The sequence below is a fragment of the Flavobacterium sp. JP2137 genome, from assembly GCF_050562195.1.
Taxonomy (GTDB): Bacteria; Bacteroidota; Bacteroidia; order Flavobacteriales; family Flavobacteriaceae; genus Flavobacterium.
The window spans coordinates 606,146-620,464 of record NZ_CP191647.1; the positions used below are offsets into that span (position 1 = coordinate 606,146).

Below are 14,319 nucleotides of genomic sequence, written 5' to 3' on the forward strand. Positions count from 1 at the left end.
ATATGTTTGCAAACTTAGAAATAAATTTAAAAATAACGATACTAAAATCGTTTTTAAATCCCTTTTTTGACAAAAAAACCCTTATAGGCAACGATAAACCAAGCGGTGATTAATAAAACACCTCCTATTGGCGTAATCGGACCTAAAAACTTAAAATCTACGGGAGTTAAACCGTTTGTCGCCAGCAGGTAAATCGATCCTGAAAAGAACAAAACTCCGAATCCCACCAACCCGCTTATCACTTTTTTTGTCTTCGGAGCCAAGAAGGGTAGCCCAGCGACAATCATCAGAAAAAAGGCGTGATACATCTGATATCGCACGCCGGTTTCAAAGGTGATCAACTGATTTTCATCGAGCACTGCCTTAAGACCATGAGCGCCAAAAGCCCCTAGAATCACGGCTATTCCACCTAAAAGAGCGCCAAAACCCATTATTTTTTTATCCATGGTATTTTTATTTCAAATATACGATTCTTTAAATTAAGTAGGCTTTCAAAATTAAATGGGTTTTTTATTTTTTAGCGCTCGTGAAATCGCTATTTTCGTGTTTTAATTAAAAAACATATTATGAGAAATATTTTAATTGTTGGAGCTGGTCGATCGGCTTCATCTCTAATTAAATATCTATTAGAAAAATCTGATTTAGAAAATTTACATTTGACTATAGCGGATCTTTCGTTAGAACTCGCTCAAAAGAAAACCAATAACCACCCCAATGCCACGGCTATCGCATTGGACTTATTCGACGTAGAACGCCGTAGAGAAGAAATCTCCAAGGCCGCCATTGTCATTTCAATGCTTCCCGCCTTTTTGCACATCGAATTGGCCAAGGATTGCCTTAGCTATAAAAAACACTTGGTTACCGCCTCTTATATCAGTCCAGAAATGGCTGCCTTAGACGAGGAGGTAAAGAAAAACGGCTTGGTGTTTATGAATGAAATCGGTTTGGATCCCGGTATCGATCACATGAGTGCGATGAAAATACTCGACGAGATTCGCGCCAAAGGTGGAAAGACCATTTTATTCGAATCTTTTTGCGGTGGCTTAGTAGCCCCAGAATCGGACGACAATCTGTGGAATTACAAATTCACTTGGAATCCGCGCAACGTGGTTTTGGCCGGACAAGGTGGTGCCGCCAAATTTATACAAGAAGGACAATACAAATACATCCCGTATAACAAGGTTTTTAGAAGAACTGAATTTATGGAGATCGATGGTTACGGCCGCTTTGAAGGCTATGCCAACAGAGACTCCTTAAAATATCGTTCGGTATATGGCCTAGACGATGCTTTAACCGTTTTTAGAGGAACGATTCGCAGAGTCGGATACTCCAAGGCGTGGAATATGTTTGTGGAATTGGGATTGACAGACGATTCGTACACCATAGACAATTCCGAAGAAATGTCGTACCGCGAGTTTATCAATTCGTATTTGCCTTACCATCCGTCCGACTCGGTAGAGATCAAATTGCGCTTGGCGCTCAACCTCGATCAAGACGACATCATGTGGGACAAGCTCATGGAGTTGGACATCTTTAATGCCGACAAGATTGTCGGTATAAAAAAGGCGACTCCGGCGCAAATCCTGGAAAAAATTCTCAGCGACAGCTGGTCTTTAAAAGAGCACGACAAAGACATGATCGTGATGTACCACAAATTCGGATATGAACTCCATGGCGAGCGCAAGGAAATCGACTCCAAAATGGTTTGCATAGGCGACGACCAAACGTATACCGCTATGGCCAAAACCGTAGGATTACCCGTGGCTATAGCCGCCTTAAAAATACTCAAGGGCATCATCACCACTCCAGGTGTTCAAATGCCGATTGAAAAAGAAGTTTACGAGCCCATCTTAAAAGAGTTGGAACTCTATGGCATTGTCTTTAATGAAAAAGAAGTTCCCTATACCGGATACAAATAGCCTACTGCCCGCTGCCTCCTAATACGAGGCAGTTTTTTTTTACCCACAGCCCACAAAAATCGACCGATGAAAAGGGTATTTCCGATTGCGATTTTATTCGCTAGCCCGTGGTATGGCCTGAATTAAGGTTTGGGTATAGGTAGATTGGGGGTTTTGATAGAGCGCATCGGCCTCGTTCATTTCGACAATCTGCCCTTTGTTCATCACCGCTACCTGATCGGACATGTATTTGACCACAGCCAAATCGTGCGAGATAAACAAATAGGTAAAGCCAAAATTCTCTTTGAGTTCGTTGAGCAAGTTTAAGACTTGCGCCTGTACCGATATATCCAATGCGGATACCGATTCGTCGCAAACGATGAGTTTGGGTTGTAAAGCGATGGTTCTCGCTATGCCGATACGCTGGCGCTGCCCCCCTGAAAACTCATGTGGATAGCGGTTAAAACAGCTCTCGTCCAGCCCTACTCTTTGCAGTATTTCGATTGTCTTTATTTTGCGCTCTCGGCTCGAGCCGTGCAGTCCGTGTACTTTCATCGGCTCCATAATCGCCTGACCCACCGTAATTCGGGGATTCAAAGACGAATACGGATCTTGGAAAACAATTTGAATTTCCTTTCGCAAAGCGCGAAGCTGATTTTTAGACAGTCGCGTAATATCCTGACCTCTATAGTATATACTGCCCGAACTGGCCCGATCCAACTGCAATATCGCATTGCCCAAAGTCGATTTACCGCAACCGCTTTCACCTACCAATCCCAGGGTTTCGCCTTCGTAGATCTTTAAGTTTACAGCACTCAAAGCCGTAAACCGCTTTTTGGAAAACCAATTTCCACCTTGGATGTACTCCTTGCCCAAATCGCGCACTTCCAAAAGCGGTGGCTGCGCATAGAGCGCGGTCAAACGCGCTTGTCGCTGCTCCGGGGTTACGACTTCCGACAGCGGGCTGTCGTTTAAAAAATCGGCTATGGTCGGCAAGCGCTTTAAGCGGTATTCCAGAGAAGGTCTGGAATTGATTAAGGCCTTGGTATAAGTGTGGGTGGGGCTTTGGAAAATTTGACGCGTAGCTCCCTGCTCGACGATCTCTCCTCGGTATAAAACGACCGTTCTATGGGCAATTTCGGATATCAAAGCCAAGTCGTGGGTAATAAACAAAATGCTCATACCGGTTTCTCGTTGCAAGTCGCGCAACAGGCTGATAATCTCCTTTTGAACCGTCACGTCTAAAGCCGTAGTCGGTTCGTCAGCAATCAGCAATTGCGGCTTGCAGGCAATGGCCATCGCAATCATGACGCGCTGTTTTTGCCCGCCTGAAATTTGGTGCGGATACTTGTTGTAAATCCCTTCGGGATCCGGTAGTTTTACCTGCTCAAAAAGCGACAGCACCTCGGTTTTGACCTGTGCCTTGGAAGCCGTAGTGTGCTCCTTCAACATTTCGGCTACTTGCATTCCACAGCGCATAGAAGGATTTAGGGAACTCATCGGTTCCTGAAAAATCATCGCTATTTTTTGTCCGCGAATCGCGCGCCACTGTCGTTGACTGCAATGCGTGAGTTCCGAGTCGTCAAAGCGGATTTCTCCCGAGGAAATTCGAGAAACTCCTTCGGGCAATAGTCCCATCAAGGCCAAAGCTGTTACGGATTTACCGGAACCCGACTCCCCAACGATACCGACGATTTCGTTTTTGCCAATTGTAAAGGACACTCCTTTGACAATGGGCTTCCACGCTTTGTCGACCATAAAATCAATCGTGGCAGACTTTACTTCTAAAACACTGGTTTGTGACATAACTGTTGCAAGACTTTGAAATGTATTGCAAGGTATCAAAATAAAAAAAATCAACAACTAAGCTATTTCATTGTTTTTCACTATTTCAGCAAGATTGTTGTTCCATTCCTTTTTACAGCTTTACTTAAAGCGCTCCTTTGAATAAGGATTACAAGTAAAACGCCATTTAAGCCTTATTCAAGTAGGCTTTTAAACAAACGACGGTTGACTTGATACCTATATAGCATCTTATTCGATAATAGGTCGTCCTAAAACTTATACCCGAGTTTGCCATGATTCGCATGGAATGGGTTACTCGAAGTCAACAGTGGCAACAATATACTGATAATGACTATACTTAGTCGTTATTTGACCACTTAAATTAGGTCGGTTGTTGAAGCTGATATTCTAAGTAGAAATCATCTATAACGTTAAAAAGCGGAATCCCCTTTTCACTTTAACGGAAATTCCCTCCAAAAGCGCGGGCTTTAACTCGATTGATGCAAAGCTCAAAAGCGTCAAGACTTTATAAACAGCGTTCTCCTTTCATTTTATTGCCAAGAGAACGCTGCTTACTCCAGCCACTAAGCCGACCATTAAGCCACCTTAATTGCATCGTATTCCTTGACTAAGGTGAGGATCACCGCAGTAGACTTGTTCATATTGGCATATACCGGACAGCGGTTTTTAACCGAATCCATCCATTTTTTTAAGGCTACTATAGACGCACTCGAAGTGGGTTTAATCACGACGTTTACGGTTTTAAACCCTACACTGCCCCTCTTATCGGCAGCCTCCCATTTAGACGCTTCTATCTCCCCGGAAATCTCCAATTGAATCGATCTCAAGTTCAACTGTTGCTCTTTGGCAACGGCCTTGCCCACCGCGTGAATACTCCCGGCCAAACTCGCCAAGAGAAATTCCACCGAACTCGACGGCTTGGACGTTACAAATCCCACTTCATTGTTTAACGTCAGCGAGAAGTCTTCTGACTTGACGACAAACTGACTTTCTTTGGCCGAAAACCCCAATACTTTTACCACTCTTTTACCCATTACACTTATTTTTGAAAATTAAAAAAATCACTTTTTACCCTATAAAAAAAGTCCTCTTGGAACGGCTACCAAAAGGACTTACTATATCATTCATACGAATTTAAGAAACAGTTCATTTTAGGCAACCAGCAAGACACAAGTGCATATACATCCACTTGGAAATAAACATCGAAATAATACAATTGCTATTCATATCGTTGTTGTTCACTGTTCTTACTTGCCGCAGTCTAAAGCTGCGACCTCATTGGTTGATCTAAAAATGACTCAAAAAAAAAGCCCCCGCAAAAGGCGAGGGCTCTAAATATATCTTTTATTTGAAATAAAACTATACAACAAGACCCCTCGCGGATAAAATCCACATGGTAAAATTTGATGAATAATGTTTATTGCAGTTCATGTTTTCTTCTTTGTTGATACAAATTTGGAAATGTTTTGACTCCTAACCTAAGGAAGTTTTTGTTTTAACTTATTTTTAACCTAAATCGAAAGCAGTTCGCTTTCCACCAACAAAGGCAAGCGCTTAAACCTTAAAACGATCTGCGCCACGGCGATTACATCCTTTTCGCAATAGGTGATAATGCGATCGATGTCTCCTTCGTTGTAATACACGGCGCCGACTTGACTGCCGTCGATGTCGTCCTTGGGTGAGGGAATTTCCAAAATCTTGGTCAGCAGTTTTAAGGAGGTATAGTGCTTATAGTCGCCAAACTTCCAGAGTTCCAAGGTATCGAGATGCGGCACTTCCCAGGGCTTTTTGCCGAACAGATTGAGTTTTTCGGGTATGGGAACGCCGTTAATAATCATGCGTCTGGCTATATAAGGATAGTCGAATTCCTTGGCGTTATGCCCGCAGAGCAGGTGTTGGGGTTTGTTGAAGTAGGTTTCCAGCAACCGGCTAAAATCGTTTAAAAGCTGGGGTTCTTCACCGAAGAAAGAGGTGGTTCTAAATTGTCGGATGTCGTTTTTAAACACGAAATAGCCCACGGAAATACAGATTATTTTACCGAATTCTGCCCAAATCCCCGCCTGGCTGTAAAATGCTTCTGCCGTCATGGCATCTTTGCGCTGATAGGAGGTTTTGGCCTCAAAAAGCGCTTGCATCTCTTCGTCCAAATGGCCATAGTACGCCTGCTCGGGTACGGTTTCAATATCCAAAAACAAGATGTGCTCCAGGGGTATTTTGTCTATCATAGTTATTTTCTTTGTGCGAGCATTTGGTAGGTTTCGTCTACATAGATATAAAAGTCCTTGCTGTGCGCATCTTCCGGGGTTTCCAATCCCTTTAAATGACCTAGCCTTACGATGATGATGTCGTCTTCGGGAATCACGATCACGAATTGTCCAAGATGTCCGCGCATATAAAACATGGTTTTGTTGCGGTAATTATTGAGCCACCAACCGTAACCGTATTCCGGACTGTCGGGAAAACGCGGTTGTATGGACTTGGCCACAAAGACACTGTCTAGCAGTTGCTGCCCTTCCCACTGTCCGTGTTGTTTGTACAATTTTCCAAATCTCGCAAAGTCGCGCGCATTACTCGCTATACAGCAGTAGGCCTTTTCTATACCATCGCCCTCGTGATCGATTTGCCACAGCGCGTCGTTTTCCGCCCCCATGGGTTTCCAAAACTTCTCCGATACGTACTCCGCCAACGGCTTTTTAACCGCTTTTTCCAAGACCATAGCCAACAATTCGGTATCGCCGCTCTTGTATTCAAAGTGCTTGCCCGGCTCACCGCTAATCGATAAGCCCATCATCACCTTGCGCAGGTCTTTATCGAAATAAGCGCGCGTTACTATAGAAAGTGGACTGTAATACTGCTCGTCCCAGCTTAATCCCGATGCCATAGACGACAAATCGCCCACGGTGACTTGCTCCTTATAAGCTCCTTCCAATTCGGGTAAGAAATGATTAACCGGTTGCTCTAAATTTCTGATTTTCCCCTCCATGATGGCCTTGCCCAAAGCCGCAGATACCACGCTTTTTGCCATGGAAAAGGAATTGCTCTTGGAGTCTTTGTCGTATCCATCAAAATAACTCTCGTGCCAAATACTGTCGTTTTTAATGATCAGAAAGGCGACTGTTTTTAAATCGCTATGGGTTTTTTCCAATCGCTCCGTCGCTTTTACGGTATTGTAATCCGCGGCGAGCTTCCACGGCTGTGCAACGCCTCTCTTGATCTCGCGGTTGGGAAAATATTTATAATCGTCTAAAAAAGCGGTTTTATGTCCGTGAAAGTACACGGTACGCACGGCGGTAATCAAATAATCGACTTTAAACACATACATCAAAGCGACGAGTACCACTACAGTAATCAGGGATATTTTAAGTATTTTAAACAGTTTTTTCATAACTTTATCTTTAAAAGGCCTACTAAAATACTAATTAAATCAACGCTTGGCGCGATTCTTTAAAACAAAGATTGTTGCGGAGCGGGGGACTCTATGGCGAGCAGGGCCTTTTTGACGTGTAAACCGGCAGAGAAGCCGACCAAGGCGCCTTCCTTCCCCACTACCCTATGGCAGGGAATGACGATGAGTATGGGATTTTTGCCGTTGGCACTCGCCGCCGCACGGATGGCTTTGACGTTGCCCAATCGCTTAGACAGCTCGAGATAAGATATGGTTTTTCCGAAGGGAATGCGCTGCAACTCGCGCCATACGCTTCGCTGAAAATCGGTGCCCACCGGATTAAGTGTCAGCTCGAACGTTTGGCGTTGCCCCAGCAAATACGCTTGCAATTGGCTTTGCGCTTGCGCTATAAATACCGAAGTAGCCGAAGTAGGTTTGTCGGCGGGTGTTGCCATTCGAATCTGCGTTAGGCCGCAGTCGTCGGCTTGGAGGTATAACGTACCGAAATCGGTGTCCATCAGCGTAGCATATATCATAATCCTTAAATCCTTCGGACAAATATACGGAATTTAGCCACTTGCAGCCACCGCGTTAAGGGGTGTAGCGGCATCCTTTGGCGGCGCGCTTATGCCGCCAAAGATAGAGCGGAACACCTGCCCGAAGGGAACGCCCTAAAGCAAAAAACCACCCGAAATGGATGGTTTTGTATTTATAAATTGGCAAAGAAATCATTGCCCTTGTCGTCTGTAATTATAAAGGCAGGGAAGTTCTTTACGGTGATTTTCCGCACGGCTTCCATACCGAGTTCTTCAAAATCGACTACTTCGACTTTTAATATATTTTCTTTAGCCAAAATCGCGGCTGGGCCACCTACAGACCCCAGGTAAAACCCTCCGTATTGTTGACAGGCATCGGTGACGTCTTTCGAGCGATTCCCCTTGGCCAACATGATCTTGCTTCCGCCAGCCGCTTGAAACTCCTTGACATAAGGATCCATCCGCCCTGCCGTGGTTGGTCCGAAACTTCCCGAGGCCATTCCCTCTGGTGTTTTTGCCGGACCGGCGTAATAGATCGGGTGATTTTTAAAGTATTCTGGCATCGGCTGACCGCTGTCGAGCATTTCCTTGATTTTGGCATGGGCAATATCGCGGGCTACAATCACGGTTCCGTTTAACATCAGTCGGGTTTTAATCGGATACTTGGTCAATTCGGCCAGGATGTCGTCCATCGGCATATTTAAATCTACCACCACCGGCGCTTCGAGATGCGGAGCAACAGCGGGTAATAGTCGCGCTGGATTTTGTTCCAACTGCTCTACAAATATACCTTCAGCCGTAATTTTTCCCTTGATGTTTCTGTCGGCAGAACAGGAAACGCCCAATCCTACCGGACAGGAGGCAGCATGACGCGGCAAGCGAATCACGCGTACGTCGTGTGTAAAATATTTACCGCCAAACTGTGCGCCTATCATCGATTCCTGACAAATCAATTGCAGGCGTTTTTCCCATTCCAAATCCCTAAAGGCTTGTCCTCCCATATTACCGGAAGTCGGCAAATGGTCGTAATATCCCGCCGATGCCTTTTTGACCGCAGCCAAATTCGCCTCGGCAGAGGTGCCTCCAATAACCAACGCCAAATGGTAAGGCGGGCATGCAGAGGTTCCCAAATCTTTGATTTTTTCTCGTATAAACTCCGCCATCGACTTGTCGTTTAACAGCGATTTGGTCTTTTGATATAAAAAGGTCTTATTGGCCGATCCACCGCCCTTGGCTAAAAACAAAAATTCATAAGCCGCTCCCGTGGTCGCATATAAATCGATTTGCGCCGGTAAGTTGGACCCCGAGTTTTTCTCTTCGAACATACTAATCGGTACAATCTGCGAATATCTTAGGTTTTTCTTTTGGTATACATTGAAGATTCCCTTTGACAACCACTCGGCATCGTTGGCTCCGGTATAGACGTTTTCGCCCTTTTTTCCCATGACAATAGCCGTTCCGGTATCTTGACAGGAAGGCAGTTGCCCTTCGATGGCTACCGCAGCATTTTGCAATAAATTATAGGCTACAAAACGATCGTTGTCCGTGGCTTCGGGATCGTCTAAAATGGCTTTTAGCTTTTCTAAATGACTCGTACGCAACATAAATGATACGTCGTCCATAGCGGTTTCCGCTAACAATTCCAATCCACGAGGATCGACAGTTAGAATTTGGCGATCGCCTAAATTTTCTACTTTTACAAAATCAGAAGTGATTTTACGATAGGTTGTCGTATCCTTTTGGATTGGATAAGGATCTTGATAAAAAAAGTCCATGGAATTGTTAGTTTATTTTTGTTGAAGTAAAATTACAAAATCAGTTTTGTAAAAAACCTTAGAATCGCTCTAAATAGGGTGTCAGCCGTATTGAATCTCCTGCTCCCACCCTAGAAAAAAACTTAAAAACCACAAACCACTGAAAAACAACCGCTAAAACAAACAAACACTTAACCCAGTTCCTTAAAAAACATCTATTCCCTTCACCCAATTGTGGTATTCATTTCGGAAACTTCGAAATAAAAAAATTCTTATAAGGGACATTGATACGCGCGGCATCTCTTTGTGGGTACACGTGTAAGCCAGAGATTTTTCTCCTCATCGCAGACGAGTCCGCCTATATAAAAAGTCCGTCGCCTAAAAAAATGCGCAAAAACAAGGCGCATTTTAACGACTTGATGTAAGTTTGCAGTTCAAACTATATTACGATGGAATACAACAGTGTTTTTATTCAATTTTATGACCAAGTCAAGTCAAGTATCAACGCCGGCACTTTCGCCAAGCTTACCATGGCAAAAACAATAGGCGATACCGAGCTTAAAAATATTTATGTGCGCCTGAACATCTTGGAAACAGGCGGATATAATCTGGCTTTAACGACGCGATACAAAACAGAAGAAATTGAGAGTTTTCACACGGTTGACGAAACTTTTATGATATTGCGCTCGTACCTTAAAAACCCTTTTTTAACCGCACTGCTGTTTACGACGGAAATGGACTTAACCTTTAAGGTCAATAAGAAAAACATAGGCAGCCTGGTCGAGCAAGCCCCTACTTTTAAAAATGCTTCGCCGGTAATGCTGGAAATGATCGAAAAGGGCATCGTAAAACCATAGGACTCGCGCGGTAACGGGTTATCTACAGTAAAGTTGCTAGCAAAGTTTATAAATACTAAAGACACATAAAAAAAACCGCTAAAAAAGCGGTTTTTTTGATTTATCACAATTAAAAACTGCGCATATAGGCTTCTATCGCTCGCAATTCGTGTTCGCTCATCTTTTTGGTAATACTAAAATTGGCCTGCATAATCGGAAATTGAGAAGGGTCTACGATGGCTTCGCCCTCGCCCTGTAAAAAGGTAACGATACTCGCCTGATGTTCGTCGTAGATTTTGGTAATTTCCTTGATACTAGGCCCGATGACTTTTTTATCGGCCAAATGGCAGCTGTTACAGGTTCCTTTTCCTTCAAACAACGCCTTGCCCTGTGCAATCATTTTTACGGGGTCTGTACTTTCCGCGGCATTCGCTCCCACTGCTGTAGGGTATAAAGCGTCTTTCTCTGTTGCGCTGCCCTCTTTTTTACAAGCGGTTAACGCCAGCACTCCTAAAAGCAGTAGTGCCGATTTCATCGTGGTTATCATAAGTTGTTTATTTGTTGTTTATTTTGTCGTTCAAATTTAAGCATAACAAACTACAAACCACTTCGATAAACAGCTCTTTTATTTCATTAAAAGCGCAGCGGCTTCCTTGGCGAAATAGGTCGATATCAAACTCGCTCCGGCTCGTTTGATGCAGGTGAGTTGTTCCATCATAATTTTATCGTGATCCAACCAACCTCGCTCGGCGGCTGCTTTGACCATGGCGTATTCTCCCGAAACCTGGAACACCGCTACGGGTACTTGTACAGCGTCTTTTACCTCGCGTACGATATCCAAATAAGCCATACCCGGTTTGACCATCACGATGTCCGCGCCTTCTTCCACGTCGTAAAGCGCTTCTTTAATCGCTTCTATACGGTTGGCATAATCCATTTGGTAGGTTTTTTTGTCTTGTGGTATTTCGGCATTATCTACAGGAGCACTGTCTAAAGCATCGCGAAATGGACCATAAAAAGCCGAGGCATACTTGGCGGAATAACTCATGATTCCCACATCGGTATAACCACTGCTATCCAAGGCCTGACGAATGCGCAATACCCTGCCGTCCATCATATCGCTAGGGGCTACAAAATCCGCTCCTGCCGCAGCATGTGAAACGCTCATCTGCATGAGAGCATCCACCGTAGCATCGTTTAAAACCGTGCCCCTTCCTATAATTCCATCGTGCCCATACATCGAATACGGATCTAAGGCTACATCGGGCATCACGACCATTTGCGGACAGGCATCCTTAATCGCCTTGATGGCTCGTTGCATCAATCCATCGGGATTCCACGCTTCCTTTCCCGTATTGTCCTTTAAGTGCTCTCCTACTTTTACGTATATATTAACCGCGCGGATTCCCAAGGCATACAATTCCTTAACCTCCTTTACCGTCAAATCTATGGAACGCCTATAAATTCCCGGCATGGAAGCTATGGGCTCTTCTATGTGGTTTCCCTCTGCTATAAACATCGGAAACATAAAGTCGGCCGGAGTCACTATGGTTTCACGCACTAGACTTCTAATGGATTCACTCACTCTCAGCCTTCTACCTCTTTCTAATGGAAACATATTCTTTTTTTTATTTGATTCTTTATATACTTTTATCGCCTACACCCACGCTCGGGGTGCGGCCAAAACCGCCAATAACTTGGCTTCTTCAGAGTCCTGCTCGGGATGGTGATCATACACCCATTGTACCGTTGGAGGTAAGCTCATCAATATGGATTCGATACGTCCATTGGTTTTCAATCCGAATAGGGTTCCCTTGTCGTGTACCAAATTGAACTCGACATAGCGCCCTCTTCTAATTTCCTGCCAGGTCTTGTTGGCCGCTGTAAACGGCAATTTATTCCTGCGTTCGACTATGGGTACATAGGCTTCTAAAAAGCTGTTTCCCACTTCGGTTACAAAGGCATACCAATCTGGCATGCTTCGCTCCGGCGTTTGTTGCAAATGATCGAAAAACAGTCCTCCAATTCCACGGGCTTCATCGCGATGGGTATTCCAAAAATAATCGTCGCATTGTTTTTTATACAACGGATAGAATCCCGCATCATGACGATCACAGGCATTTTTGCAGATCTGGTGAAAATGTGCAGCGTCGTCTTCAAACAAATAATATGGGGTCAGATCTTGTCCGCCTCCGAACCACGATTTCAACACGGTTCCATCGGCCTCATACATTTCAAAATAACGCCAATTGGCATGAACAGTGGGTACCATAGGATTTTGAGGATGCAAAACCAAACTCAAACCACAGGCAAAGAAATCCACTTGACCCACTCCAAAATAAGCTTGCATGGTTGGGGGCAATGCACCGTGAACGGCAGAAATATTAACGCCTCCTTTTTCAAAAACACTTCCGTTTTCGATAACTCGAGTTCGCCCTCCTCCTCCTTCGGCACGCTCCCATAAATCTTCTTGAAATTTTGCAGTACCATCGAGTTGCTCCAGTCCTGAAGTAATGGTGTCTTGCAGTTGTAATATATATTGATAAAACTGATCTTTCATGATGAAAAAATAAATTCGTTAGTACAAAGCGCAAACCAATCGATACGGAAAAGCAATTCTAACTTTTCTCTTAGAGTCGGCTTAATTTATCCATGATTTCAAATGAGAAGGACTTGCTCTCTGTCTGTATAAATTGATAAAGCGCTTTGGCTTTTTGTCGCAGATTGGAATATCCGTCTCGCTCAGACCAAACGACTAAGGCATCGGCAAATTGCTCCATGTGCTTCCAGTCAAAATGGAATTGAAGCAGATGCTGGTTGAGGGTTTGGGTATCAAAATCGCTCAAGTCGTCGAGACTCATGCCTATTTTATTCAATTCCGCTTCGAATTCACTGCCGTTTTCGGGTACAAATACCAGCGTAATCAGCTTTTGTAGTATGGAATTGATGCGTTGATCTTCTTCACTGCGTAAACCTTTGTTCAACATGGTTTTTACGTTTAAATATTAATAAAAAGAGTTTGCTGCCTGGCAGCAAACTCCCTATGGTTACTGTCCGTATTCCTTGACCGCTTCTATAAAAGCCTTGGCGTGGTCTACGGGTATATGCGGTAATATTCCGTGTCCTAAGTTGACGATATATTGGTCTTTTCCAAATTCGTCGATCATTTCATGCACCATTTTTTTGATGGTTGGTATGGGCGACATCAAGCGACTGGGATCAAAGTTTCCTTGTAGGGTAATTTTATTTCCAGTGAACAAACGCGCGTTTTTGGCCGAACAGGTCCAATCCACACCCAAAGCCGAAGCCTTGGACTGTGCCATTTCGCCTAAGGCAAACCAACATCCCTTACCGAAGACGATTACCGGAGTTACCTCCGACAAGGCTTCGACAATTTGATTGATATAATACCAAGAAAACGTTTGATAATCTACCGGAGACAACATACCGCCCCAAGAGTCAAAAATCTGTACGGCATTGACACCGGCCTTTACTTTTTCTTTTAAATATAAAATGGTGGTATCGGTAATTTTTTGCAAGAGTGCATGTGCTGCTTCGGGTTGCGAAAAGCAAAATCCTTTGGCGATATCGAAACTCTTGGAACCCTTTCCTTCTACGGCATAGCAGAGGATGGTCCACGGCGATCCGGCAAATCCGATTAAGGGCACCTCATCGTTGAGCATTTCTTTGGTTACTTTAATCGCATCCATAACATACCCCAGAGTCTCCTCAATATTGGGCACAATCACTTGCTCTACATCTTTTGCCGAACGGATGGGATTGGGAACCCAAGGCCCAACGTTTTCTCTCATTTCCACATCGATACCCATCGCTTGCGGGATGACTAAGATGTCTGAAAACAAAATTGCCGCATCCGGTTTTACAATGCGGATGGGTTGCACGGTGATCTCCGCGGCGATTTCCGGCATTCTACAACGGGTAAAAAAATCGTATTTATCTCGTAAGGCACGAAATTCCGGTAAATACCTCCCTGCTTGACGCATCATCCATACGGGTGGTCGTTCGACAGACTCCCCTTTTAAAGCTCTTAAGAATAAATCGTTTTTAATCATTTTTTTTGTTTGTTAAAACCCCCTTTTTTCC

At 44.2% G+C, this 14,319-nt stretch carries 14 protein-coding genes; 2 read left to right on the forward strand and 12 right to left on the reverse strand.

The annotated features are described in order from the left end of the window. Positions 1 to 53: 53 nt before the first annotated feature. A complete protein-coding gene (locus ACQZ43_RS02685; protein ID WP_430614313.1) occupies positions 54 to 446 on the reverse strand; it encodes a DUF423 domain-containing protein in 393 nt (130 codons plus the stop codon). A 120-nt stretch (positions 447 to 566) separates the two neighbouring features. Between ACQZ43_RS02685 and ACQZ43_RS02690 the strand changes: the two genes are divergently transcribed. After that, the gene (locus ACQZ43_RS02690; RefSeq protein WP_430614314.1) at positions 567 to 1,919 is read left to right on the forward strand and encodes a saccharopine dehydrogenase family protein; all 1,353 of its coding nucleotides are present in this window, start codon (positions 567 to 569) and stop codon (positions 1,917 to 1,919) included. Positions 1,920 to 2,012: 93 nt separating this feature from the next. On the opposite strand, the gene ACQZ43_RS02695 is transcribed toward ACQZ43_RS02690, so the two are convergent. From ACQZ43_RS02695 to ACQZ43_RS02720, 6 genes are all read right to left on the reverse strand, one after another. Then, complete coding sequence (locus ACQZ43_RS02695; RefSeq protein ID WP_430614315.1) at positions 2,013 to 3,704, reverse strand: ABC transporter ATP-binding protein; 1,692 nt, start codon at positions 3,702 to 3,704, stop codon at positions 2,013 to 2,015. Positions 3,705 to 4,279: 575 nt separating this feature from the next. Beyond that, positions 4,280 to 4,738, reverse strand: a complete 459-nt coding sequence (locus tag ACQZ43_RS02700; protein ID WP_430614316.1) for an OsmC family protein — start codon at positions 4,736 to 4,738, stop codon at positions 4,280 to 4,282. 477 nt (positions 4,739 to 5,215) lie between these two features. Next, positions 5,216 to 5,929 carry a 3'-5' exonuclease gene (locus ACQZ43_RS02705; RefSeq protein WP_430614317.1) on the reverse strand — a complete coding sequence of 238 codons (714 nt, stop codon included), beginning with the start codon at positions 5,927 to 5,929 and terminating at the stop codon, positions 5,216 to 5,218. A 2-nt stretch (positions 5,930 to 5,931) separates the two neighbouring features. Further along, the gene (locus ACQZ43_RS02710) at positions 5,932 to 7,089 is read right to left on the reverse strand and encodes a serine hydrolase domain-containing protein (RefSeq protein ID WP_430614318.1); all 1,158 of its coding nucleotides are present in this window, start codon (positions 7,087 to 7,089) and stop codon (positions 5,932 to 5,934) included. Between the two features lie 59 nt (positions 7,090 to 7,148). Continuing rightward, a complete protein-coding gene (locus ACQZ43_RS02715) occupies positions 7,149 to 7,625 on the reverse strand; it encodes a methylated-DNA--[protein]-cysteine S-methyltransferase (RefSeq protein ID WP_430614319.1) in 477 nt (158 codons plus the stop codon). Between the two features lie 173 nt (positions 7,626 to 7,798). Continuing rightward, positions 7,799 to 9,400 (reverse strand): fumarate hydratase, encoded by a 1,602-nt coding sequence (locus ACQZ43_RS02720; protein WP_430614320.1) that lies wholly within the window; start codon positions 9,398 to 9,400, stop codon positions 7,799 to 7,801. Positions 9,401 to 9,828: 428 nt separating this feature from the next. Between ACQZ43_RS02720 and ACQZ43_RS02725 the strand changes: the two genes are divergently transcribed. Further along, positions 9,829 to 10,236 (forward strand): hypothetical protein, encoded by a 408-nt coding sequence (locus ACQZ43_RS02725; protein WP_430614321.1) that lies wholly within the window; start codon positions 9,829 to 9,831, stop codon positions 10,234 to 10,236. A 109-nt stretch (positions 10,237 to 10,345) separates the two neighbouring features. Here ACQZ43_RS02725 and ACQZ43_RS02730 read toward each other — a convergent pair whose 3' ends face one another. The 5 genes from ACQZ43_RS02730 to hemE all read right to left on the reverse strand — a co-directional run bounded on the left by ACQZ43_RS02730 (position 10,346) and on the right by hemE (position 14,288). Then, entirely contained in the window at positions 10,346 to 10,762 is a 417-nt protein-coding gene (locus ACQZ43_RS02730; protein WP_430614322.1) for a c-type cytochrome, read from the reverse strand. A gap of 78 nt (positions 10,763 to 10,840) precedes the next feature. Further along, positions 10,841 to 11,833, reverse strand: coding sequence for a porphobilinogen synthase (gene hemB / locus ACQZ43_RS02735; RefSeq protein WP_430614323.1), 993 nt, complete (start codon positions 11,831 to 11,833; stop codon positions 10,841 to 10,843). 39 nt (positions 11,834 to 11,872) lie between these two features. After that, positions 11,873 to 12,775, reverse strand: coding sequence for an oxygen-dependent coproporphyrinogen oxidase (gene hemF, locus ACQZ43_RS02740; RefSeq protein ID WP_430614324.1), 903 nt, complete (start codon positions 12,773 to 12,775; stop codon positions 11,873 to 11,875). A 70-nt stretch (positions 12,776 to 12,845) separates the two neighbouring features. Then, positions 12,846 to 13,202: a hypothetical protein gene (locus ACQZ43_RS02745; protein ID WP_430614325.1), complete on the reverse strand. Its 357-nt coding sequence runs from the start codon at positions 13,200 to 13,202 to the stop codon at positions 12,846 to 12,848. Positions 13,203 to 13,262: 60 nt separating this feature from the next. Continuing rightward, positions 13,263 to 14,288: a uroporphyrinogen decarboxylase gene (gene hemE, locus ACQZ43_RS02750; protein ID WP_430614326.1), complete on the reverse strand. Its 1,026-nt coding sequence runs from the start codon at positions 14,286 to 14,288 to the stop codon at positions 13,263 to 13,265. Positions 14,289 to 14,319: the final 31 nt, after the last annotated feature.

Coding starts and splice junctions, on each gene's coding strand:
- hemB (WP_430614323.1), bottom strand. CDS start 11,833: ATGTTTCCATTAGAAAGAGGTAGAAGGCTGAGAGTGAGTGAATCCATT.
- hemF (WP_430614324.1), bottom strand. CDS start 12,775: ATGAAAGATCAGTTTTATCAATATATATTACAACTGCAAGACACCATT.
- ACQZ43_RS02710 (WP_430614318.1), bottom strand. CDS start 7,089: ATGAAAAAACTGTTTAAAATACTTAAAATATCCCTGATTACTGTAGTG.
- ACQZ43_RS02730 (WP_430614322.1), bottom strand. CDS start 10,762: ATGATAACCACGATGAAATCGGCACTACTGCTTTTAGGAGTGCTGGCG.
- ACQZ43_RS02690 (WP_430614314.1), top strand. CDS start 567: ATGAGAAATATTTTAATTGTTGGAGCTGGTCGATCGGCTTCATCTCTA.
- ACQZ43_RS02695 (WP_430614315.1), bottom strand. CDS start 3,704: ATGTCACAAACCAGTGTTTTAGAAGTAAAGTCTGCCACGATTGATTTT.
- ACQZ43_RS02725 (WP_430614321.1), top strand. CDS start 9,829: ATGGAATACAACAGTGTTTTTATTCAATTTTATGACCAAGTCAAGTCA.
- ACQZ43_RS02700 (WP_430614316.1), bottom strand. CDS start 4,738: ATGGGTAAAAGAGTGGTAAAAGTATTGGGGTTTTCGGCCAAAGAAAGT.
- ACQZ43_RS02745 (WP_430614325.1), bottom strand. CDS start 13,202: ATGTTGAACAAAGGTTTACGCAGTGAAGAAGATCAACGCATCAATTCC.
- ACQZ43_RS02715 (WP_430614319.1), bottom strand. CDS start 7,625: ATGATATATGCTACGCTGATGGACACCGATTTCGGTACGTTATACCTC.
- ACQZ43_RS02705 (WP_430614317.1), bottom strand. CDS start 5,929: ATGATAGACAAAATACCCCTGGAGCACATCTTGTTTTTGGATATTGAA.
- ACQZ43_RS02720 (WP_430614320.1), bottom strand. CDS start 9,400: ATGGACTTTTTTTATCAAGATCCTTATCCAATCCAAAAGGATACGACA.
- hemE (WP_430614326.1), bottom strand. CDS start 14,288: ATGATTAAAAACGATTTATTCTTAAGAGCTTTAAAAGGGGAGTCTGTC.
- ACQZ43_RS02685 (WP_430614313.1), bottom strand. CDS start 446: ATGGATAAAAAAATAATGGGTTTTGGCGCTCTTTTAGGTGGAATAGCC.